The organism is Pseudomonas sp. NBRC 111124 (assembly GCF_001320245.1).
Taxonomy (GTDB): Bacteria; Pseudomonadota; Gammaproteobacteria; order Pseudomonadales; family Pseudomonadaceae; genus Aquipseudomonas.
Genome location: NZ_BCBA01000007.1, coordinates 1 through 19,905, shown reverse-complemented (window position 1 = coordinate 19,905; position 19,905 = coordinate 1). Strand labels below are relative to the sequence as shown.

At 62.7% G+C, this 19,905-nt stretch carries 20 protein-coding genes and 1 pseudogene; 6 read left to right on the top strand and 15 right to left on the bottom strand.

The genetic code is table 11. The features are described from left to right. Window positions 1-45 precede the first annotated feature (45 nt). The 5 genes from APH28_RS03740 to APH28_RS03720 all read right to left on the bottom strand — a co-directional run bounded on the left by APH28_RS03740 (window position 46) and on the right by APH28_RS03720 (window position 4,772). Window positions 46-771 (bottom strand): hypothetical protein, encoded by a 726-nt coding sequence (locus tag APH28_RS03740; protein WP_060507697.1) that lies wholly within the window; start codon window positions 769-771, stop codon window positions 46-48. Window positions 772-827: 56 nt separating this feature from the next. Then, on the bottom strand, window positions 828-1,208 hold the full coding sequence (locus APH28_RS03735; RefSeq protein WP_043199829.1) for a RidA family protein: 381 nt from the start codon (window positions 1,206-1,208) through the stop codon (window positions 828-830). A 23-nt stretch (window positions 1,209-1,231) separates the two neighbouring features. Continuing rightward, window positions 1,232-3,340 carry a bifunctional GTP diphosphokinase/guanosine-3',5'-bis pyrophosphate 3'-pyrophosphohydrolase gene (gene spoT, locus APH28_RS03730; protein WP_060507696.1) on the bottom strand — a complete coding sequence of 703 codons (2,109 nt, stop codon included), beginning with the start codon at window positions 3,338-3,340 and terminating at the stop codon, window positions 1,232-1,234. A 59-nt stretch (window positions 3,341-3,399) separates the two neighbouring features. Further along, window positions 3,400-3,663 carry a DNA-directed RNA polymerase subunit omega gene (gene rpoZ, locus APH28_RS03725; RefSeq protein ID WP_012312123.1) on the bottom strand — a complete coding sequence of 88 codons (264 nt, stop codon included), beginning with the start codon at window positions 3,661-3,663 and terminating at the stop codon, window positions 3,400-3,402. Window positions 3,664-3,899: 236 nt separating this feature from the next. Next, complete coding sequence (locus APH28_RS03720; protein ID WP_060507695.1) at window positions 3,900-4,772, bottom strand: LysR family transcriptional regulator; 873 nt, start codon at window positions 4,770-4,772, stop codon at window positions 3,900-3,902. 205 nt (window positions 4,773-4,977) lie between these two features. Here APH28_RS03720 and APH28_RS03715 point away from each other — a divergent pair, with 205 nt between their 5' ends. From APH28_RS03715 to APH28_RS03705, 3 genes are all read left to right on the top strand, one after another. Then, window positions 4,978-6,360 (top strand): glutamine synthetase family protein, encoded by a 1,383-nt coding sequence (locus APH28_RS03715; protein WP_060507694.1) that lies wholly within the window; start codon window positions 4,978-4,980, stop codon window positions 6,358-6,360. A gap of 4 nt (window positions 6,361-6,364) precedes the next feature. After that, window positions 6,365-7,120, top strand: a complete 756-nt coding sequence (locus APH28_RS03710; RefSeq protein WP_060507693.1) for a gamma-glutamyl-gamma-aminobutyrate hydrolase family protein — start codon at window positions 6,365-6,367, stop codon at window positions 7,118-7,120. A 117-nt stretch (window positions 7,121-7,237) separates the two neighbouring features. Beyond that, window positions 7,238-8,776, top strand: a complete 1,539-nt coding sequence (locus APH28_RS03705) for an APC family permease (protein WP_060507692.1) — start codon at window positions 7,238-7,240, stop codon at window positions 8,774-8,776. Window positions 8,777-8,906: 130 nt separating this feature from the next. On the opposite strand, the gene gmk is transcribed toward APH28_RS03705, so the two are convergent. After that, complete coding sequence (gmk, locus tag APH28_RS03700) at window positions 8,907-9,527, bottom strand: guanylate kinase (RefSeq protein ID WP_060507691.1); 621 nt, start codon at window positions 9,525-9,527, stop codon at window positions 8,907-8,909. A gap of 13 nt (window positions 9,528-9,540) precedes the next feature. Beyond that, window positions 9,541-10,404, bottom strand: coding sequence for a YicC/YloC family endoribonuclease (locus APH28_RS03695; RefSeq protein WP_060507690.1), 864 nt, complete (start codon window positions 10,402-10,404; stop codon window positions 9,541-9,543). Between the two features lie 205 nt (window positions 10,405-10,609). Here APH28_RS03695 and rph point away from each other — a divergent pair, with 205 nt between their 5' ends. Next, complete coding sequence (gene rph, locus APH28_RS03690) at window positions 10,610-11,332, top strand: ribonuclease PH (RefSeq protein ID WP_060507689.1); 723 nt, start codon at window positions 10,610-10,612, stop codon at window positions 11,330-11,332. 61 nt (window positions 11,333-11,393) lie between these two features. On the opposite strand, the gene APH28_RS03685 is transcribed toward rph, so the two are convergent. Then, on the bottom strand, window positions 11,394-12,173 hold the full coding sequence (locus APH28_RS03685) for an exodeoxyribonuclease III (protein ID WP_008091582.1): 780 nt from the start codon (window positions 12,171-12,173) through the stop codon (window positions 11,394-11,396). An 80-nt stretch (window positions 12,174-12,253) separates the two neighbouring features. Here APH28_RS03685 and pyrE point away from each other — a divergent pair, with 80 nt between their 5' ends. Beyond that, window positions 12,254-12,895 carry an orotate phosphoribosyltransferase gene (gene pyrE / locus APH28_RS03680; protein WP_003253405.1) on the top strand — a complete coding sequence of 214 codons (642 nt, stop codon included), beginning with the start codon at window positions 12,254-12,256 and terminating at the stop codon, window positions 12,893-12,895. An 85-nt stretch (window positions 12,896-12,980) separates the two neighbouring features. Here the strand turns inward: pyrE and APH28_RS03675 are convergent, their stop codons facing one another. From APH28_RS03675 to coaBC, 7 genes and pseudogenes are all read right to left on the bottom strand, one after another. After that, a complete protein-coding gene (locus tag APH28_RS03675) occupies window positions 12,981-13,640 on the bottom strand; it encodes a DUF799 domain-containing protein (protein ID WP_060507688.1) in 660 nt (219 codons plus the stop codon). Continuing rightward, the gene (locus APH28_RS03670; protein WP_060507687.1) at window positions 13,637-14,005 is read right to left on the bottom strand and encodes a DUF4810 domain-containing protein; all 369 of its coding nucleotides are present in this window, start codon (window positions 14,003-14,005) and stop codon (window positions 13,637-13,639) included. Before APH28_RS03670 ends, APH28_RS03675 begins: the two co-directional genes overlap by 4 nt. 27 nt (window positions 14,006-14,032) lie before the next feature. Beyond that, window positions 14,033-14,713 (bottom strand): CsgG/HfaB family protein, encoded by a 681-nt coding sequence (locus APH28_RS03665; protein ID WP_060507686.1) that lies wholly within the window; start codon window positions 14,711-14,713, stop codon window positions 14,033-14,035. 218 nt (window positions 14,714-14,931) lie between these two features. Then, window positions 14,932-15,837, bottom strand: a complete 906-nt coding sequence (argB, locus tag APH28_RS03660; protein ID WP_060507685.1) for an acetylglutamate kinase — start codon at window positions 15,835-15,837, stop codon at window positions 14,932-14,934. Window positions 15,838-15,867: 30 nt separating this feature from the next. Further along, window positions 15,868-17,235, bottom strand: a pseudogene (locus tag APH28_RS03655) (phosphomannomutase/phosphoglucomutase); the annotation flags it as partial. Window positions 17,236-17,380: 145 nt separating this feature from the next. Beyond that, window positions 17,381-17,836 (bottom strand): dUTP diphosphatase, encoded by a 456-nt coding sequence (dut, locus tag APH28_RS03650; RefSeq protein WP_060507683.1) that lies wholly within the window; start codon window positions 17,834-17,836, stop codon window positions 17,381-17,383. Between the two features lie 5 nt (window positions 17,837-17,841). Continuing rightward, window positions 17,842-19,053 (bottom strand): bifunctional phosphopantothenoylcysteine decarboxylase/phosphopantothenate--cysteine ligase CoaBC, encoded by a 1,212-nt coding sequence (gene coaBC / locus APH28_RS03645; RefSeq protein ID WP_060507682.1) that lies wholly within the window; start codon window positions 19,051-19,053, stop codon window positions 17,842-17,844. 128 nt (window positions 19,054-19,181) lie between these two features. On the opposite strand from coaBC, the gene radC reads away from it, so the two are divergent. Then, window positions 19,182-19,862, top strand: coding sequence for a DNA repair protein RadC (gene radC / locus APH28_RS03640; protein WP_060507681.1), 681 nt, complete (start codon window positions 19,182-19,184; stop codon window positions 19,860-19,862). Window positions 19,863-19,905 lie beyond the last annotated feature (43 nt).

Sequence of the window (19,905 nt, the reverse complement as noted above, 5' to 3'; positions counted from 1 at the left end):
CGCAGCCCTTTCGCGACACAAGGCCGCTCCTACAGGGATCGCATTTCAATTGCGCTGCAGCACCCACTGCTGAGTACCGGCGGCCAATTGCGGAATATCGTCTGCCTGGGCCGTGTTCACCGCCTGGAAGATCGTTAGCTTGTCGCCATCACGCTTGAAGATGAACGGCGCGCCGCGCTGGTTGCGCTCCAGCCACAGGCTGTCGTTGTTGCCCCCCATGCTGGCGCAGTCGCCGGCCAGGCACAGGGCGAAACGGTCTGGGCCTGGCAAGCCGGTGACGTTGCCGGTATCGCTGAAGCGTACGGTGCCACCTTTGCCCTGGCCTTCGATGATCTTCCAGTCGCCACCGAGGTAAGCCTGGTACAGCGCCTTCTCGAAGCTACCGCCCAATGGCGCATTGCCGGGCTGCTTGACGCGGACGAACGTCTGCTCGACACCGTTCGGGCTGGTGGCTTTCAGTTCATCGCCATCCAGTTCGAGCTGGTCGGTCTGGCCGCCCTGGAAGCTGGCCTGCCATTGTTTCTGGTTGGCGCTCAGCTGGCCGTCGGCAGCCTCGAAGCCATTGCTGAAGCTGGCCTGCTGATGGGCGACATCGAGCTTCCACTCGAACACCGGGCCATGCTCGTTGAGGGCCTGGCGCAGGCTGCCGCCTTCGCTGGCGGCCTTGATGGCGGCCTGGTTGATCCAGGTGCCGTTGAAGTCTTCGGGTTTGTGGCTGGCGCAGCCGCCCAGAAGCAGGGCTGCCAGCGCGAGGGGCAGTGCTTGACGCATGACGGGATAACCTTGCAGAGGAGGGGTGACGGGCAGGGCGCCCGTCACCAGGGGCATCATTCGATGACCAGGATGGCGTCCATTTCGACCTGGGCGCCTTTCGGCAGTGCAGCTACGCCGATGGCAGCGCGGGCTGGGTAGGGCTGTTCGAAGTAGCGGCCCATCACTTCGTTGACCTTGGCGAAGTGGCTCAGGTCGGTCAGGAAGATGTTCAGCTTGACGATGTCCTTGAACGAACCACCCGCTGCTTCAGCCACGGACTTGAGGTTCTCGAACACCTGTACAGTCTGGGCTTCGAAGCCTTCCACCAGTTCCATGGTTTTCGGGTCCAGCGGAATCTGGCCCGACATGTAGACGGTGTTGCCGGCCTTGATCGCCTGGGAGTAGGTGCCGATAGCGGCAGGGGCCTTGTCGCTGTTGATTACGGTCTTGCTCATGATGACTCCTTGCGGTTGGCGGACTACGTACGCATGCGGGTGATGCGGACCACGCCGGTCAAGGTACGCAGCTTCTTGATCACACGGGCCAGGTGCACACGATCATGCACGCTGACCACCAGTTGGACCACGCTGATACGGCCGTCGCGTTCGTCCATGCTGATCTTCTCGATGTTGCCGTCGGCCGCGTTGACACTGCTGGCCAGCAGGGCGATCAGGCCGCGCTGGTGTTCAAGCTCGACACGCAGCTCGACGTTGAATTCGCCAGCGATGTCCTTGGCCCAGGAGAGCTGTACGCACTTTTCCGGGTTGTGGCGGATTTCGCTGATGTTGCGGCAGTTTTCCAGGTGCACGACCATGCCTTTGCCCGCCGACAGGTGGCCGACGATCGGGTCGCCCGGGATCGGTGTGCAGCACTTGGCGTAGCTCAGCACCAGGCCTTCGGTACCGCGGATCGCCAGCGGGCCTTCCGGCGCCGGCAACGGTTCGCCTTCGGCCGACAGCAGGCGGCGGGCGACCACGTAGGCCATGCGGTTGCCCAGGCCGATGTCTTCGAGCAGGTCTTCGATCAGCTCCAGGCGGTACTCGGCAAGGATGCCCTGGATTCGCTCCTGCGGGATCTTCTCCAGGCTGCTGTCGAAACCGGTGAGCACTTTGTTCAGCAGGCGCTCGCCGAGGCTGATCGACTCGGAGCGGCGCTGTTGCTTGAGGGCGTGGCGAATATGCGTACGCGCCTTGCCGGTGACCACGAAATTGAGCCAAGCCGGATTCGGCCGCGCGCCCGGCGCGCTGACGATTTCCACCGTCGAGCCGCTCTGCAGCGGTTCGGACAGCGGCGCCAGGCGGCGGTTGATACGGCAGGCGATGCAGCTGTTGCCGACGTCGGTGTGTACCGCGTAGGCGAAGTCGACGGCGGTGGAGCCTTTGGGCAGCTCCATGATCCGGCCTTTGGGCGTGAACACGTAGACCTCGTCCGGGAACAGGTCGATCTTCACGCTTTCGATGAATTCCAGCGAATTGCCGGCGCGCTGCTGCAGTTCGAGGATGCCCTTGACCCACTGCCGTGCACGGGCGTGGCTGCCCTTGGGCTGCTCGTCCTCGTTGGACTTGTACAGCCAGTGCGCGGCGATGCCGTTGTTGGCCATCTCTTCCATCTCGCGGGTGCGGATCTGGATTTCGATGGGTACGCCGTGCATGCCGAACAGCGTGGTGTGCAACGACTGGTAGCCGTTGGCCTTGGGGATGGCGATGTAATCCTTGAAGCGTCCGGGCAGCGGCTTGTACAGGTTGTGCACAGCGCCGAGCACCCGGTAGCAGGTGTCGACCTTGTCGACGATGATGCGGAAGGCGTACACGTCCATGATCTCGTTGAAGGCGCGGCGCTTGCCACGCATCTTCTTGTAGATGCCATAGAGGTGTTTCTGCCGGCCGCTGACCTCGCCCTCGATGCCATCGGCGGCCAGGCAGTTGGCCAGCGAATGCTCGATCTTGGCGACGATCTCTTTCCGGTTGCCGCGTGCGCTCTTCACCGCCCGGTGGATCAGCGACGAACGCATCGGGTGCATGGCCTTGAAGCCGAGGTCCTCGAACTCCACGCGCACCGTGTGCATGCCCAGTCGGTTGGCGATGGGGGCGTAGATCTCGAGGGTTTCCTTGGCGATGCGCCGGCGTTTTTCGCCCGACAGCACTTCCAGGGTTCGCATGTTGTGCAGGCGGTCGGCCAGCTTGACCAGGATCACGCGGATATCGCGTGCCATGGCCATGGCCATCTTCTGGAAGTTTTCGGCCTGAGCCTCGGCCTTGGTCTCGAAGTTCATCTGGGTCAGTTTGCTGACCCCATCGACCAGTTCGGCCACGGTCTCGCCAAACTGCTGGCAGAGGGCTTCTTTGGCGATGCCGGTGTCTTCGATCACGTCGTGCAGCATGGCCGCCATCAGGCTCTGATGGTCCATGTGCATGTCGGCGAGGATGCTGGCCACGGCCAGCGGATGGGTCACGTAGGGCTCGCCGCTGCGGCGGCGCTGCCCATCGTGCGCCTGTTCGGCGTAAAAGTAGGCACGGCGAACCAGGTTGACCTGTTCGGGGCCCAGGTAGGTCGACAGCCGTTCGGCTAAGGCTTCTATGCCCGGCATGGTTTCACCTCTTGCCGAGGAAGAGGGCCTTGTGCCGCGCGACGTCGACAGGGCATCGATCAGACTGCCTCGTTGGACTCGTCCTCGAACGCGGCGAAGACCGGATCCTCGGTGACGATCTCTTCAGCAGCGATGAATTCGTTGGTGACGATGCCTTCAGCGATTTCACGCAGGGCAACGACGGTTGGCTTGTCGTTTTCCCATGCAACGCGCGGCTCTTTGCCACCAGTGGCCAGCTGACGGGCGCGCTTGGTCGAGAGCATGACCAGCTCAAAACGGTTATCCACGTGTTCCAGGCAGTCTTCAACAGTTACGCGGGCCATGGTCTTCCTCAGTAGCAAATGCGGTGGGCGTGCAGCCCAATATGGGCAGGCGGACTCGATAGTTTAAAAAATCACCAGCCAATAGGGAAGCGCTGTTTTGTCGGGTAGTCACTTCAAGCCCTGCGTTTGCTTCTTCGCGGGTAAACCCGCGTCCACAGGGTACGCGGTCGCTGTGGGGGCGGGTTTACCCGCGAAAGCGCCGGAGCAGACACCCTCATATGATCCCGACGATAACCTCAGAGCATTGCATCCCGCAACCGCGGCGTCAGCTCCTCGAACAAAGTCTGAACCGAGCGCAATGCTCGGCAATCCGGTCGAGTCAGCAACCACAGCTGGGTATCGCATCCGGGCAACGGTCCGCTCAACGCGTCCACCCCCGGCAAGGCATCAACCATGTAGTCAGGCAGCGCCGCCACGCCCAGCCCGGTACTGACCAGTTGGGCAATGGTCGACATGCTGCTGCACTGATAACGCGGGCTCAACCCCGGGTACTGCTGGTTGCGCCAGACCACGGTAGGGTGGTCCTGCATCGAGTCGTCCGGGGCGATCCACGGCACGCTGCTGGCCGATTCGTTCAAGCGCTCACGCCATTGCGGCTGACCGCAGATCACATAGGAAGTGGAGCCCAGGCAACGCCCCACCAGATGCTCCGGCGGCGTGTTGGTCAGGCGCAGGGCGATGTCGGCATCGCGGCGGCTGAGGTTAGCGAACGTATTGGACGTACCCATCTCCAGCGACAGCGCCGGATAGTTCGGCATGAACGCCGCCAGCGCGGGCAGCAACAGGCTGTGCATCACGGCTTCGGTGCAAGTCACGCGCACGGTGCCGCTGACCACCTGCTCGCCGCTGGTCATGGCGATGCGCGCGGCCTCCAACGCCTGCTCGGCGCGTTCGGCCTGCTCGGCCAGGGCCTGCGCCGTGTCGGTCGGCAGGTAGCCTTTGCGGCTTTTTACGAACAGCGCGGTGCCTAGCGCCGACTCCAGCCGGCGAATCGAGCGGAACACGGTCGAAACGTCGACCTTGAGCAGTTCGGCGGCCTTGGCCAGTGAGCGCCCGCGTTCCAGTGCCAGGACCAGGGAGAGGTCGGCGTGGGTAATCTGATATTGCATTGGTGCACGCTCTGCTTGCCGAATTGCCAATGTCTGTTGCGTCAGGGCCATTTTATAGTGAAACGGCCCCCCGGAATCAATGCGCCCGGTCGGGTAACCAATCCCCACGATGGGAAAGTGAAAAGAACAACAGCTGCAACCATCGTCGCCCGTGAGGCGCCAGCCGTATCCCCACATCGCCGCAGCAAATCATAGGATGTAAGCCATGACGTCGGTCACCCCGTGCGCCAGTACTTCCAGCGAGATGAATGACTTCCTTCAGGCCCATCCGGATACGCAGTACGTCGATCTGCTGATTTCCGACATGAACGGCGTGGTACGCGGCAAGCGCATCGAGCGCGCCAGCCTGCACAAGGTGTACGAAAAAGGCATCAACCTCCCCGCGTCGCTGTTCGCCCTCGACATCAATGGCTCGACCGTGGAAAGCACCGGGCTGGGCCTCGATATCGGCGACGCCGACCGCATCTGCTACCCGATTGCCGGCACGCTCTGTAATGAGCCATGGCAAAAGCGCCCGACCGCGCAGCTGTTGATGACCATGCACGAGCTGGAAGGTGAGCCATTCTTCGCCGACCCGCGCGAGGTGCTGCGTCAGGTAGTGAGCAAGTTCGACGCCATGGGCCTGGATATCTGCGCCGCGTTCGAGCTGGAGTTCTACCTGATCGATCAGGACAACCTCAACGGCCGCCCGCAACCGCCACGCTCGCCGATTTCAGGCAAACGCCCGCAGTCGACCCAGGTGTACCTGATCGACGACCTCGACGAGTACGCCGACTGCCTGCAGGACATGCTCGAAGCGGCCAAGGAGCAAGGCCTGCCAGCCGATGCCATCGTCAAGGAAAGCGCCCCGGCACAGTTCGAGGTCAACCTGCACCACGTCGCCGACCCGATGAAGGCCTGCGACTATGCGATCCTGCTCAAGCGCCTGATCAAGAACGTCGCCTACGACCATGAAATGGACACCACTTTCATGGCCAAGCCCTACCCGGGCCAGGCGGGCAACGGCCTGCACGTGCACATTTCGCTGCTGGACAAGAAAACCGGCAAGAACATCTTCGCCCATGAAGACCCGTTGCAAAGCGACGCCCTGCGCCACGCCATCGGCGGTGTGCTGGAGACCATGCCAGCGTCGATGGCCTTCCTGTGCCCGAACATCAACTCCTACCGCCGCTTCGGCGCGCAGTTCTACGTACCGAACGCGCCGAGCTGGGGTCTGGATAACCGCACCGTGGCCGTGCGCGTACCGACCGACAGCAGCGATAACGTACGCATCGAGCACCGTGTGGCCGGCGCCGATGCCAACCCGTACCTGATGCTGGCGGCGATCCTGGCCGGCATCCACCATGGCCTGACCAGCAAGATCGAGCCGGGAGCACCGATCGAAGGTAACTCCTACGAGCAGCTGGAGCAGAGCCTGCCGAACAACCTGCGCGACGCCCTGCGTGCGCTGGATGACAGCGAAGTCCTCAACCAATACATCAGCCCGGACTACATCGATATCTTCGTGGCCTGCAAGGAAAGTGAGCTGGCCGAGTTCGAAGTTTCGATTTCCGACCTCGAGTACAACTGGTACCTGCACACGGTGTAAGCCCATGAGCGCAATTGCGGTCCCCTTGATTGGTATCAGCGCCTGCCGCCAGCAGGTGGGGAAGAACTCGTCGCATACAGTAGGCGACAAGTATGTGGAGGCCGCCGGCTTCGCCGGTTTGCCGCTGATCCTGCCGGCCCGCGATGGCGGCAGCGACCCCCAGGCGCTGCTGGCTCAGCTCGACGGCATTGTTTTTACCGGCTCGCCTTCAAATATCGAGCCGCATCATTACAATGGCGCCGCCAGCGCTGAAGGGACCCGGCACGACATTGCCCGTGACCGGCTGACCCTGCCGTTGCTGCAGGCGGCAATTGCCGCTGGCGTGCCGGTATTTTGCATTTGTCGTGGCTTCCAGGAACTGAACGTGGCCCTGGGCGGTAGCTTGCACCAGCGTGTGCAGGAGCTGCCTGGCTACATGGATCATCGTGAGCCAGAGGATGCGCCCCTTGAAGTGCAATATGGCCCTCGTCACCCCGTCAGCGTTGCGCCTGGCGGGTTGTTCGAGCGCCTGGGCCTGGCTGTGCAGTTCGAGGTCAACTCGCTGCACAGCCAGGGCATCGACCGCCTGGCCCCAGGCCTGCGGGTCGAAGCACGGGCCCCCGATGGCCTGATCGAAGCGGTGTCGATGCCTGACGCGCCGGGCTTTGTGCTTGGTGTGCAGTGGCACCCTGAATGGCGTTTCGCCGACAACCCGGTCTCCCGGAGCCTTTTCCAGGCGTTCCGTGAGGCCTGCATTGCCCATGCTGCACGGGAGACCTGACAGCCGTCAGCCAAAAGTCCGGGATGACTCACCCCCGTCAGCGCGCTTTCAATGAGTGGAAGCAGGCCTTGGGAACAAGGCCTGTGAAAACAATTCCAATAGTTACGGCATAAACTCATGAGCAATTACACAGAAGCCGGCCGCCCACCCGATGTGGCCGACTCGGGCAGCACTCAGCGCAGCAAAGGCCTGGCCAAGGGCCGTCTTGGCCTGTTGGCCAGTATCGTGCTGGGCATTTCCACTATCGCCCCGGTCTACACCCTGACCGGCGCCCTTGGCCCGACCGTACGTGAGGTCGGTGCTCATCTTCCCGCCGTGTTCATTGTCGGCTTCCTGCCGATGCTGCTGGTTGCCTTGGGTTACCGCGAGCTGAATTCGGCCGAGCCGGACAGCGGCACTTCGTTTACCTGGTCGGCCCGGGCCTTTGGCCCGATGATCGGCTGGATCGGTGGCTGGGGGCTGGTGGTTGCCACCACCATCGTGCTGTCCAACCTGGCGGGCGTTGCGGTCGACTTCTTTTATCTGTTTCTCAGCCAGATCACCGGCCACCATGAGCTGGCGGCACTGGCCGACAACCTGTTGATCAATATCACTACGTGTTGCGTGTTCATTGCCATGGCGGTGTGGATCTGTTGCCGCGGCATGGCCACCACCATGACCGTGCAGTACGGCCTGGTGGCGCTGCAGCTCATGGTCTTGCTCGGCTTTGCCTTCGCGGCTTTCGGTGGCAGCACCGCACCGCCGCCGCTGGAGTTCGATTTCGCCTGGTTCAACCCGTTTGGCGTCGAGTCGTTTTCGGCCTTTGCCGCCGGACTGTCACTGTCGATCTTCATCTTCTGGGGATGGGATGTGTGCCTGACCGTCAGCGAAGAGTCGATCGGCAGTGACGAAGTGCCGGGCAAGGCGGCGACCTGGACGGTGCTGCTGATCCTGGGTCTGTACCTGATCACCGCCATCGCCACCCTGCAGTTCGCCGGCATCAGCGAGCAAGGCCTGGGCCTGAATAACCCGCGCATCCAGGAAAACGTCTTCGCGCACTTGGCCGGGCCGGTGATGGGGCCGCTGGCGATCCTGATGTCGATCGCGGTGCTGGCGAGCACTGCTGCGTCACTGCAGTCGACCTTTGTATCGCCGGCGCGCACGCTGCTGGCCATGGGTTACTACGGCGCGGTGCCGCAGAAATTTGCCAGCGTCTGCCCGCGCTCGCAGACGCCGCGTTACGCGACCATCTGCGCTGGCGTGGCGGCAGGCCTGTTCTACGTGACCATGCGTACCCTGAGCGAGAACGTGCTGGCCGACACCATCACGGCGCTGGGCATGATGATCTGCTTCTACTATTCGCTGACTGCATTCGCCTGCGTCTGGTACTTCCGTGACAGCCTGTTCGGCAGCCTGCGACACTTCTTCATGCGCGGCCTGTGCCCGCTGGTGGGTGGGGTGATCCTGTCGGTGATCTTCGTGCGTACGGCCATCGACAGCGCCTCGCCGGACTTCGGCAGCGGCTCGCATGTGGCGGGGCTTGGGTTGGTGTTCGTGATTGCTGCGATCATTTCGGCACTGGGGATCGTGCTGATGATGATTTCGCGGATGCGTGCGCCGGCTTACTTCCTGGGGGCGACGCTGCGGCAGCAGGCGACCCTGCCGCTGCAGGAGTGATGCAAGGGGCTGCTCTGCAGCCCATTCGCGGGGCAAGCCCGCTCCTACAGAGGTCCCACGCGGCCTGCGCTGATCCCTGTAGGAGCGGGCTTGCCCGCGAATGGGCCGCAAAGCGGCCCCTTTCGGTGTATCAGGCGAGCAGCTCTTGCAGCAGCCCGCTGTAGCGCTGCTGCTGTTTGTTCAGCAGCAACCGGTTGGCCGCAAACACCGCCTTCAAGTCTTCCAGCGCCACGTCGAAGTCATCGTTGATGATGACGTACTCATATTCGTCGTAGTGCTCCATCTCGCTGACCGCTTCCTTCATGCGCCCGGCGATGATCTCTTCGCTGTCCTGGCCACGGCCGTCCAGACGCTCGCGCAGGGCCTCCTGGCTCGGTGGCAGGATGAATACCGAACGTGCCTCGGGCATCAGCTTACGCACCTGCTGGGCGCCTTGCCAGTCGATTTCCAGGATCAGGTCGTTGCCCCGGTCCAGCACCTCTTGCAGCGCGCTACGCGAAGTCCCGTAGAAATTGCCGAACACTTCAGCGTGCTCGAGGAAATCGCCCTTGGCGATCAGCCCCTTGAAATCGTCATGGCTGACGAAGTGGTAGTTCACGCCGTGCTCTTCGCCCGGGCGCATGGCGCGGGTCGTGTGCGAGACCGAGACGCTGACGCGCGGGTCGGCCTTGATCAGGGCGGTGACCAGGCTGGTCTTGCCGGCGCCGGACGGTGCCGAAACGATGTAGAGGGTGCCGCTGCTTTGATTCATGGTCGGGGTGGCCTTACTCGATGTTCTGTACTTGTTCACGCATCTGTTCGATCAACACCTTCAGGTTGACCGCCGCTTGCGTGCTGCGTGGGTCGAAGGCCTTGGAGCCCAGGGTGTTGGCTTCGCGGTTGAGTTCCTGCATCAGGAAGTCCAGGCGCCGACCGGCGGCACCCCCGGACTTGAGCACCCGGCGTACTTCGTTGACGTGGGTGCTGAGGCGGTCGAGCTCTTCGGCAACGTCGCTTTTCTGCGCCAGCAGCACCATTTCTTGCTCCAGGCGCTGCGGGTCGAGCTCGGCCTTGAGGTCGCCGAAGCGGTCGATGATCTTCTGCCGCTGGGCGGCGAGCATTTGCGGCACCAGGGCGCGCAGGGTGGTGACCTCGCTGGTCATGTTATCGAGGCGTTCGTTGATCAGACGGGCCAGTTCCTGGCCTTCGCGCAGGCGCCCGGCCTTCAGCTCGGCAAGCGCTTCGTCGAACAGCGCCACAGCTTCGGCGTTCAAAGCCTGAGGGTCGGTAGCGTCGGCCACCAGCACGCCTGGCCAGGACAGCACTTCCAGCGGGTTGAGCGCAGCCGGCTGCTTGATCAGGCCGGCCACCTCTTCGGCAGCGGCGACGAGTTGCGCGGCGCGCTCGCGGTCGACCTTGAGCGGTTTGCCGTTGCTGTCTTCGTGCAGGCGCAGGGTGCACTCGACCTTGCCGCGCGACAGGCCCTGGCGCAGACCTTCACGTACCGCGCCTTCGAGGTCGCGCAGGGCGTCCGGCAGGCGCAGGTGGGGTTCAAGGTAACGGTGGTTGACCGAGCGCAATTCCCAGACCAGGGTGCCTTGGCTGCCTGCGCGCTCGACACGAGCAAAAGCGGTCATGCTGTGCACCATGGGAAGTACCTCGCGTAAATGATATGAAAGCGCGGGATTGTAGCGCAGTGCGCACGTGGCGCCCAATCCGCCCATGTTACAGAGCGCATGCCAGCGAGTGGGAAAAGGCGACAGGCTGCCGGGGGCGCGACAATAGGCATGTCCTCTGTGGGCGACGGGCTCTATAATGGCGGGCAGATTCAAAGTCCCAGTACAGGTATCCCAGATGAAACGTCCAAGTGGTCGCGCCGCCGATCAGCTCCGCTCGATCCGCATCACCCGCAACTACACCAAGCACGCCGAAGGGTCGGTACTGGTAGAGTTCGGTGACACCAAGGTCATCTGCACGGTCAGCGTCGAAAACGGCGTACCGCGCTTCCTCAAAGGCCAGGGCCAAGGCTGGCTGACCGCCGAGTACGGCATGCTGCCGCGTTCAACCGGCGAGCGTAACCAGCGCGAAGCCAGCCGTGGCAAGCAAGGTGGCCGTACCCTGGAAATCCAGCGCCTGATCGGCCGTTCGCTGCGCGCCGCGCTGGACATGAGCAAGCTCGGTGACATCACCCTGTACATCGACTGCGACGTGATCCAGGCCGATGGCGGTACTCGCACCGCGTCGATCACCGGCGCCATGGTCGCCCTGTGCGACGCCCTGGCCGTGATCAAGAAGCGTGGTGGCCTGAAGGCCGGCAACCCGCTCAAGCATATGATCGCTGCCGTATCGGTGGGCATGTACCAGGGCGAAGCGGTCCTCGACCTGGACTACCTGGAAGACTCGGCTGCCGAAACCGACCTGAACGTTGTCATGACCAGCGCCGGTGGTTTCATCGAAGTTCAGGGCACCGCCGAAGGTGCACCCTTCCAGCCTGAAGACTTCAACGCCATGCTGGCGCTGGCGCAGAAGGGCATGAACGAAATTTTCGAACTGCAGAACGCCGCCTTGGCTGACTGACTGTTTCGAAAGGCACAAAAAAGCCGACAGTAATGTCGGCTTTTTTGTGCCTGAGTAGAACTCAGATGGTCAACGTCCAGTCGTAGTCGACGATCAGCGGCGCATGCTGGGAGAAGCGCGGCTGACGCGGCAGGCGGGCATTGCGCACGAAGCGGCGCAGACCCGGGGTGAGGATCTGGTAGTCGAACCGGTAGCCCAGGTTGAGCATCTCGGCCTGTTCGTTGTCCGGCCACCAGCTGTACTGGTCGCCTTCACGGCTGACTTCGCGCAGGGCATCAACGTAGCCCATGTCGCCGGTGATCGCATCCATCCATGCCCGCTCTGGTGGCAGGAAGCCCGGCGACTGCTGGCTGTCACGCCAGTTTTTGATGTCGAGCTTCTGCTGTGCCACGTAGAACGAGCCGCAATAGATGTATTCACGACGCTTGCGACGCTGTTTGTCCAGGTACTTGGCGAAGTCGTCCATCAACTTGAATTTCTGGTTCAAGTCTTCATCACCGTTCATACCCGAAGGCAGCAGCAGGCTGGCAATACTGACTTTGTCGAAATCTGCTTGCAGATAACGCCCGTAGCGGTCGGCTGTCTCGAAACCCAGGCCGGTGATGACTGCCTTGGGCTGCATGCGCGAGTAAAGTGCCACGCCACCTTGGGCGGGTACCTCCGCGTCGCAGGCATAAAGGAAATAGCCATCGAGCTGGAAAGCTGGGTCGTCGAGTTCAAAGGCCGAGGCGCGGGTATCCTGAAGGCAGATGACGTCGGCATTCTGGGCTTGCAGCCAGCTGAGCAATCCACGCTCGGCCGCAGCCTGAATGCCATTCACGTTCACACTGATGATCCGCATAAATGGCCCCAAAAATCTCGTGCGTGTATGATACCCGAGCTCAACCCATTTAGCTAAATCCGTGGTGTCCGGGACCTTACATGCAGCCGTATCAGCGCGACTTCATCCGTTTTGCCATCGATCGCGGCGTGCTGCGCTTCGGTGAATTCACCCTGAAATCGGGGCGTACCAGCCCGTATTTCTTCAATGCCGGCCTGTTCAACACCGGTTCCGCACTGGCTGAACTGGGCCGTTGCTACGCGGCGGCCATCGTCGACAGCAAGATTCCGTTCGACGTGCTGTTCGGCCCAGCCTACAAGGGTATCCCCCTGGCAGCGACCACTGCCGTGGCCCTGGCGGATCAGCACCAGCTCGACGTGCCGTGGTGCTTCAACCGCAAGGAAGCCAAGGATCACGGCGAAGGCGGCAGCCTGGTTGGCGCGCCGCTGGCCGGTGACGTGCTGATCATCGACGACGTGATCACTGCCGGTACCGCGATTCGCGAAGTGATGCAGATCATCAACGCCCAGCAGGCCAAAGCCGCTGGTGTGCTGATCGCGCTGAACCGCGAAGAGCGCGGCAACGGCGAGCTGTCGGCGATCCAGGAAGTGGAGCGTGACTTCGGTATTCCGGTTGTCAGCATCGTTTCGCTGACCCAGGTGCTGGAGTTCCTGGCAGACGATCCGCAGCTCAAGCAGCACCTGCCGGCTGTCGAGGCTTACCGGGCGCAGTACGGGATCTGATCCTGGCTTGGGAATGAAAAAGGCGACCTTCCTGGAAGGTCGCCTTTTTTGTGCAGCCTGTTTCGGCCATTTCGCGCAAGGTTACTCAGTCAGTGCCGTATTTAGGCGACCGCGGCCCGTAGAGAATGCCGCCATTGGCATACGGCGTCAGCAGCCTGGCGCTGGTCATACCGGCGATCGGGTAGCCCGCATCGTCCTGCACACTGCTGATGATCTGGTTGACTGCCGCACTGATCAACATGCCAATGATGCCGCCTTGGTTCTGCTGGTTCTCCTGGCTGGAGGCTGTGGCAGTGCCTGTCCACAGGGTTGTGCCGGTCTTCAGGTCGACCAGCTTGGCGCTGGCGGTGACGATGGTTGCGCTGCTCAGCACCATGTAGCGGGTGCCGTAGTCCGACACGGTCACGTACAGGCCGGCGTCGGCGCCGAAGATTTCGTGCAGCTTGGTGGTCGGCAGCTGATGGATGTCGGCCGGGGTGGTCAGACCGTTCTGGCGGAAGGTTTCGTCTACCAGCGCCACCGGCATCACGTAGTAGCCGGCTTCGGCCAGTGGGTAAGTAGCCTGCGACAGCATGCTGTAGGTCGCCTTCACGTCCGGTGAGTTGTTCAGTGGCGGCAGGATCAGGATCGACTTCGGCCGGCTCTGCTTGTACGCCGAATAGTCGATGGTCTTGCGCTCGGCGCAGCCGGTGAACAGGGCCAGCACGCAGGCGCCGACCAGGAGTTGGGTGAGGCGCTTGATCATTGCTGGGCCCCCTTGCTGGCGTTGCTCATCAGGAAGTCCATGTAGGCGGCCGATTCCGGGAACAGAGCCTTTTCGGTGCGCAACTGCTGGATCATCTGGTCATCCTTGCCGAGGCTGGAGTACAGCAGGCCCAGCTGCGCGTGGTAGCCCGGCGGCACGGCGCCATTCTTGGCCTTGATCTTCTCCAGGTCACGCTCCAGGGCGATGACCTGTTCTTCTTTCGCGTCGCCTTTGAGGTAGCCGTAAACCTGGGGCTGGTAGCTTTCCCACTGGTAGAGGGTCTTTGGGCCGCTGCAGCCGGCCAGCAGCAAGCCGCCCAGCACGAGGCCTGCGCAGCTGCGCAAAGCCGGGAGGGTAATAGTCATTGAGGTGTCCTTCCTGGAAAAAGTCGGTTATTGCGCCTTGGGGTTCCACTGACCGCTTTCGACGGCGTTGACCAGCTTGTTCACGGCTTCGCGCATGGCCAGGTCGAGAACCTTGCCGTTGAGCGTCGAGTCGTAGCTGGCGGTGCCGCCGAAACCGATGATCTCGCGGTTGGACAAGGCGTATTCACCGGCGCCCTGGCTCGAGTAGACCACTTCCGATGTGCTGATGTTGACGATGTTCAGCGCCACCTTGGCGTAGGCGATCTGGGTCTTGCCGCGGCCAAGAATGCCGAACAGCTGGTGGTCGCCGACTTCCTTGCGGCCGAACTCGGTGACGTCGCCGGTCACCACGAAGTCGGCGCCTTTCAGGCGCTGGGCCTGGCCCTTGATCGCCGCTTCCTGCTGGATCTCGCTCATGTTGTCGCGATCGAGCACGTTGAAGCGGTTAGTCTGCTGCAGGTGGGTGATCAGGATTGTCTTGGCCTGGCCACCGAGGCGGTCGACGCCGTCGGAGAAGATGCCGCGCATGTAGCTGGAACGGTTGTCGAATTTGCCCACGGCAATCGGTGCGCGCACACCGCTGTAGGGGCGGCTAACGCTTTCGACCTGCTGCACGGCAACAGCGGTGGATGTTTCGGTGGCACAGCCGGCAATGGACCCGACAGCCAAGGCGGCTGCCAGCACGAGTCCTTGTGATGCGTATTTCACGCGTGTACTCCAGATGGATAATGGCAATTTGCAATGATCTTGTATTCTGCCACGTTGTCTCGGCTGCCAGTCGCGAATCTTGAGAGGCGGCATGAAGATTACTGGCCGCGAGCCATCTGTTTGCGTGTGCCGTTGCAAATGCAGAGCGGGGCAAGCCTACCCCCACGCGCCATCTGGCTACATGGAGGCGGCTTGCCCCGCCCGGTATTACGAAAGGATCAGTGACGCTTGCGGTTGCTGATCAGGGTGCCCACACCGCTGTCGGTGAAGATTTCCAGCAGCACCGCATTCGGCACGCGGCCGTCGATGATGTGCGACGTGGTCACGCCGCCCTGGACCGCATCCAGCGCGCATTTGATCTTTGGCAGCATGCCGCCGTAGATGGTGCCGTCGGCGATCAGCTCGTTGACCTGCTCGGTGGTCAGGCCGGTCAGGACCTGGCCCTGCTTGTCCATCAGGCCGGCGATGTTGGTCAGCAGCATCAGTTTTTCAGCCTTCAGCGCTTCGGCCACCTTGCCCGCCACCAGGTCGGCGTTGATGTTGTACGACTCACCGTTGGCACCCACGCCAATTGGCGCGATCACCGGGATGAAGTCGCCTTTCACCAGCATGTTCAGCAGGTCGGTGTTGACGCTGACCACTTCGCCGACGTGGCCGATGTCGATGATTTCCGGCTGGGTCATCTCCGGGGTCTGGCGGCTGACGGTGAGCTTCTTCGCACGAATCAGCTCGGCGTCCTTGCCGGTCAGGCCGATGGCGCTGCCGCCGTGGCGGTTGATCAGGTTGACGATGTCCTTGTTGACCTGGCCGCCGAGGACCATTTCCACCACGTCCATGGTCGCGGCGTCGGTGACGCGCATACCATCGATGAAGTGGCTCTCGATCGACAGGCGCTTGAGCAGGTCGCCGATCTGCGGGCCGCCACCGTGCACGACCACCGGGTTGATGCCAACGGCCTTCATCAGCACGATGTCACGGGCAAAGCCGGTCTTGAGCTCTTCGCTCTCCATCGCGTTGCCGCCGTACTTGATCACCAAGGTCTTGCCGACAAAGCGGCGAATGTAAGGCAGTGCTTCGGACAAAACCTCGGCTACATGGGAAGCGGCATTGCGATCGAGGGTCATGCAGGGCTCCTGTAAGGAACAGATAGTCGGTCAGAACGGCAGTTGCAGCTCAGGGGCAACCCGCAGCAACTGGGCGCGGAAAACATCCTTGATACGTTGCAACTCGGCGCCGCTTTCAGCCTCGAAACGCAGCACCAGCACCGGCGTGGTGTTGGAGGCGCGTACCAGGCCCCAGCCTTTCGGGTAGTCGACCCGCACACCGTCGATGGTGGTCAGGTTGGCATCGCCCCATTGGGCGTCGCGTTGCAGTGCATCAATGATGCTGAATTTACCCTCGTCGGTCACATCAATGTTGATTTCCGGCGTGGAAATATCGTTCGGGAAGGCGGCGAACAGGTCTTCGGCGTTCTTCGAGGCCTTGCTGAGGATTTCCAGCAGGCGCGCGGCGCTGTAGATGCCGTCGTCGAAACCGTACCAGCGTTCCTTGATGAAGATGTGCCCGCTCATCTCGCCAGCCAGCAGCGAGCCGGTCTGCTTCATCTTCTTCTTGATCAGCGAATGGCCGGTCTTCCACATCAGGGCGCGGCCACCGTGCTGTTCGATCAGCGGGGTCAGGCGGCGGGTGCATTTGACGTCGAAGATGATCTCGGCGCCCGGGTTGCGCTCCAGCACGTCCAGGGCGAACAGCATCAGCAGGCGGTCGGGGTAGACGATGCTACCGGTGTTGGTCACCACGCCCACGCGGTCACCGTCGCCGTCGAAGGCCAGGCCGATATCGGCGCCGGTTTCCTTGACCTTGGCGATCAGGTCTTCGAGGTTTTCCGGCTTGCCCGGGTCCGGGTGGTGGTTGGGGAAGTTGCCGTCAACCTCGCAGAACAGCGGGATGACCTCGCAGCCCAGGGCTTCGATCAGCTGCGGCGCAACCACGCCAGCGGCGCCGTTGCCGCAATCGACCACGACCTTGAGCTTCTTCGCCAGCTTCACGTCACCGACGATCTGCTGGAAGTAGCGATCGAGAATCTCGACCTTCTGCACGCTGCCTTCGCCGCGTGGTACGTCGTTGGTCTTCAGGCGGGTCAACAGGGCCTGGATCTGCTCGTTGGCCAGCGTGTCGCCAGCGATTACGATCTTGAAGCCGTTGTAGTCCGACGGGTTGTGGCTACCGGTGAGCATCACGCCCGACTTGCCGGCCAGTACGTTGGCGGCGTAGTACAGGGCAGGGGTCGGCACCAGGCCGACGTCGCTGACCTGGCAGCCGGCATCGACCAGGCCTTGGATCAGCTGTTCGACCAGCATCGGGCCGGACAGGCGGCCATCACGGCCAACGGAAATCTGAGGTTCACCCTGGGCAAGGGTCTGCGCGCCGATGGCGCGGCCGATCCAGTAGGCGGTTTCGCCGTGCAGGGTCTTGCCGACCACGCCACGGATGTCATAAGCGCGGAAAATGCTGTCTGGCAGTGCGGCGGGTGCCAGGTGGGCCATGTCGTTCATCTCGGGAAACTCCATTAGTCAAAGGCTTTTCTGGGCAGGCGCAAACTGAACGCTTGGACGGTGGAATCGCCAGAGAGTTCGCCATCCTTGGCCTGAACGGTTGTTGCTCGGCTCAGCGGCTACCGGAATGGCCGAAGCCGCCCGTGCCACGCTGGCTCTCGTCGAAGCGCTCGACGATGTCGAAATGTGCTTGTACCACAGGTACTAGCACTAGCTGTGCGATGCGCTCGCCGACGGCGATGGTGAACGGCGTGTTGCCACGGTTCCAGCACGACACCATCAGCTCGCCCTGGTAGTCCGAGTCGATCAGGCCGACCAGGTTGCCGAGCACGATGCCGTGTTTGTGGCCCAGGCCCGAGCGCGGCAGGATCATGGCCGCCAGCCCCGGGTCGCCGATATAGATCGACAGGCCGGTCGGGATCAGCAGGGTCTGGCCGGGCTCGAGGACGGTGTCCTCCTTCAGCAGGGCGCGCAGGTCGAGGCCGGCAGAGCCTGGCGTGGCGTATTGCGGCAGCGGGAATTCGCTGCCCAGGCGTGGGTCGAGGATCTTGGCTTGAAGAGCGTGCATGTAACTTATTGAACCTGATTGAGCCGTTCGGCGATGAAGGCGACCAATTGCCGGGCGATCTTGCCCTTGCTGGTCTGCGCGAAGAGGGTCTGGTGCTGCTGGCGGTCGATCACGGTCAGGGCATTTTCCTCGCTGTTGAAGCCGATGCTGGGGTTGGCCACATCATTGGCGACGATCAGGTCGAGGTTCTTGTCCTTGAGCTTGCGCGTGGCGTAATCGAGCAAGTGTTCGGTCTCGGCGGCGAAGCCGACACTGAACGGGCGGTCGGCACGGCCAGCGATCGTGGCAAGGATATCGGGATTGCGCACCATCTGCAGCAGCATACCGTCGCCGGTCGTAGGATCCTTCTTGAGCTTTTGCGGGGCGACTACCTCTGGGCGGTAGTCCGCAACCGCTGCGGAGGCGATGAACAGGTCGCACGGCATGGCCGCTTCACAGGCCGCGAGCATGTCCCGCGCGCTGACCACGTCGATGCGCTGAACGCGATCGGGGGTTTGCAGATGGACGGGGCCGGTGACGAGGGTCACCCGAGCACCGGCTTCGGCGGCCGCCTCGGCCAGGGCGAAGCCCATCTTGCCGGAGCTATGATTGGTGATGTAGCGCACCGGGTCGATGTTTTCCTGGGTCGGGCCTGCGGTGATCAGCACGTGTTTGCCGGTCAGCGCCTGGCGCTTGAAGCTTTCTGCGGCGCACCAGGCCAGGTCGGTGGCTTCGAGCATACGCCCCAGCCCCACGTCGCCGCAGGCCTGGCTGCCAGAGGCCGGGCCGAACACCTGGATGCCACGGCTCTTGAGCAGCTCGAGGTTGGCCTGGGTGGCCGGGTCGCGCCACATCGCCTGGTTCATCGCCGGGGCCACGGCCACGGTGGCGTCGGTAGCCAGTACCAGGGTGGTCAGCAAGTCGTCGGCCATGCCCTGGGCCATGCGCGCCATGAGGTCGGCGGTGGCCGGGGCGATCAGCACCAGGTCGGCCCACTTGGCCAGTTCGATGTGGCCCATGGCCGCTTCGGCGGCAGGGTCGAGCAGATCCATGTGCACCGGGTGGCCGGACAGCGCCTGCAGGGTCAGCGGGGTGATGAATTCGGCACCACCACGGGTCATGACGACGCGCACCTGCGCGCCGTGCTCCAGGAGTCGGCGAATCAGCTCGGCGCTTTTGTAGGCGGCAATGCCACCTCCGACGCCGAGAACGATGCGCTTGCGATACAGCCGCTGCATAGGCTTGCCTTTTTCCAGTGAGAGCGGGCGGCGACGTTTGAAAATGCCTGCGGCAGAACGTCGCATGTACGAGGCGAAATAGATTAACACAGGGCCGAAACAGGCCGCAGCAAGGGCAGGGAGCAGGGATGAATATCAGGGAGTGGCCGGCTGAAGAACGGCCAAGGGAGAAATTGTTGCAGCGCGGTGCGGCGGTGCTATCGGATGCTGAGTTACTGGCTGTGCTGCTGGGCTCAGGGGTTGCCGGGCGCAATGTGCTGGAGGTTGCCCGAGGGCTACTGACGCGCTTTGGTGGGCTTAGGCCGTTTCTGGAGGCTGACCGCGCGGCTGTGCTGCGCGAGCCAGGGCTGGGGCCGGTGAAGTATGCGCAGTTACAGGCACTGCTTGAGATCGGCAGGCGTTATCTGGACGAGTCCATCGAGCGCGGGCCGGTACTGGAGAGTCCGGCGTCTGTGCGACGTTATCTGAAATCCATGCTGCGCCATGAAGTGAGCGAGGTCTTCGGTTGCCTGTTTCTGGATACCAAGCATCGGCCGCTGGCGTTCGAAATACTGTTCAGAGGGACGATCGACCGGGCGAGCGTCTACCCCCGTGAGGTGGTGCGTCGGGCGCTGCAGCACAACGCGGCTGCACTGATCCTGTGTCACAACCACCCTTCGGGGAACAGCGAACCGAGCCAGGATGACGTGCACCTGACGGTTTCGCTGAAGCGCGGGTTGGCGTTGATCGATGTACGGGTGCTGGATCACATCATCATTGGTGACGGGGAGCCGCTGTCGATGGTCGAGCAGGGGTGGGTGGTGGCTTAGGGGCCTGGCTGGAGATTTGTGGCGCCTATGAGATCGAGCGCCG